Below are 368 nucleotides of genomic sequence, written 5' to 3' on the forward strand. Positions count from 1 at the left end.
AAAGCGGAGACTAAAGCGCGTGTGAAGGCCTTGGAACGATGGGAAAAAATTAAAGAATTGCCCTGTATTGATCGTGTGGGCAAACAACCCAAGTCAGCAGTACGTCCAGGCACCAAATTATTTCCAAATCCAAAATTTATTATTTAAATGAAAACAGCCTTGATCTCAATTTTGTGGTTCTGTTGCGCTTGCTTTGTGCAGGCAGACAATCTTATGAAAAATCTAGAAGCTAGATTAGAGCGTTTTACATACGCAGCCAGTACGGTTGTGGAGGTGTCAGGAAATCAGGATAAACTGCTTTGGTATAAGTATACAGAAAAGCAGAATTATTGGGGGTCATATGAAAAAGCAAAATTTAGAATGTATAC

Annotated in this window: 1 protein-coding gene; it reads left to right on the top strand. The window is 39.1% G+C overall.

From position 1 onward, the window contains the following. Positions 1 to 147 precede the first annotated feature (147 nt). A partial coding sequence (locus tag HW115_RS19900) for a hypothetical protein (protein WP_227021690.1) occupies positions 148 to 368 on the top strand: 221 nt, incomplete at its 3' end.

The organism is Oceaniferula marina, from assembly GCF_013391475.1.
GTDB lineage: Bacteria > Verrucomicrobiota > Verrucomicrobiia > Verrucomicrobiales > Akkermansiaceae > Oceaniferula > Oceaniferula marina.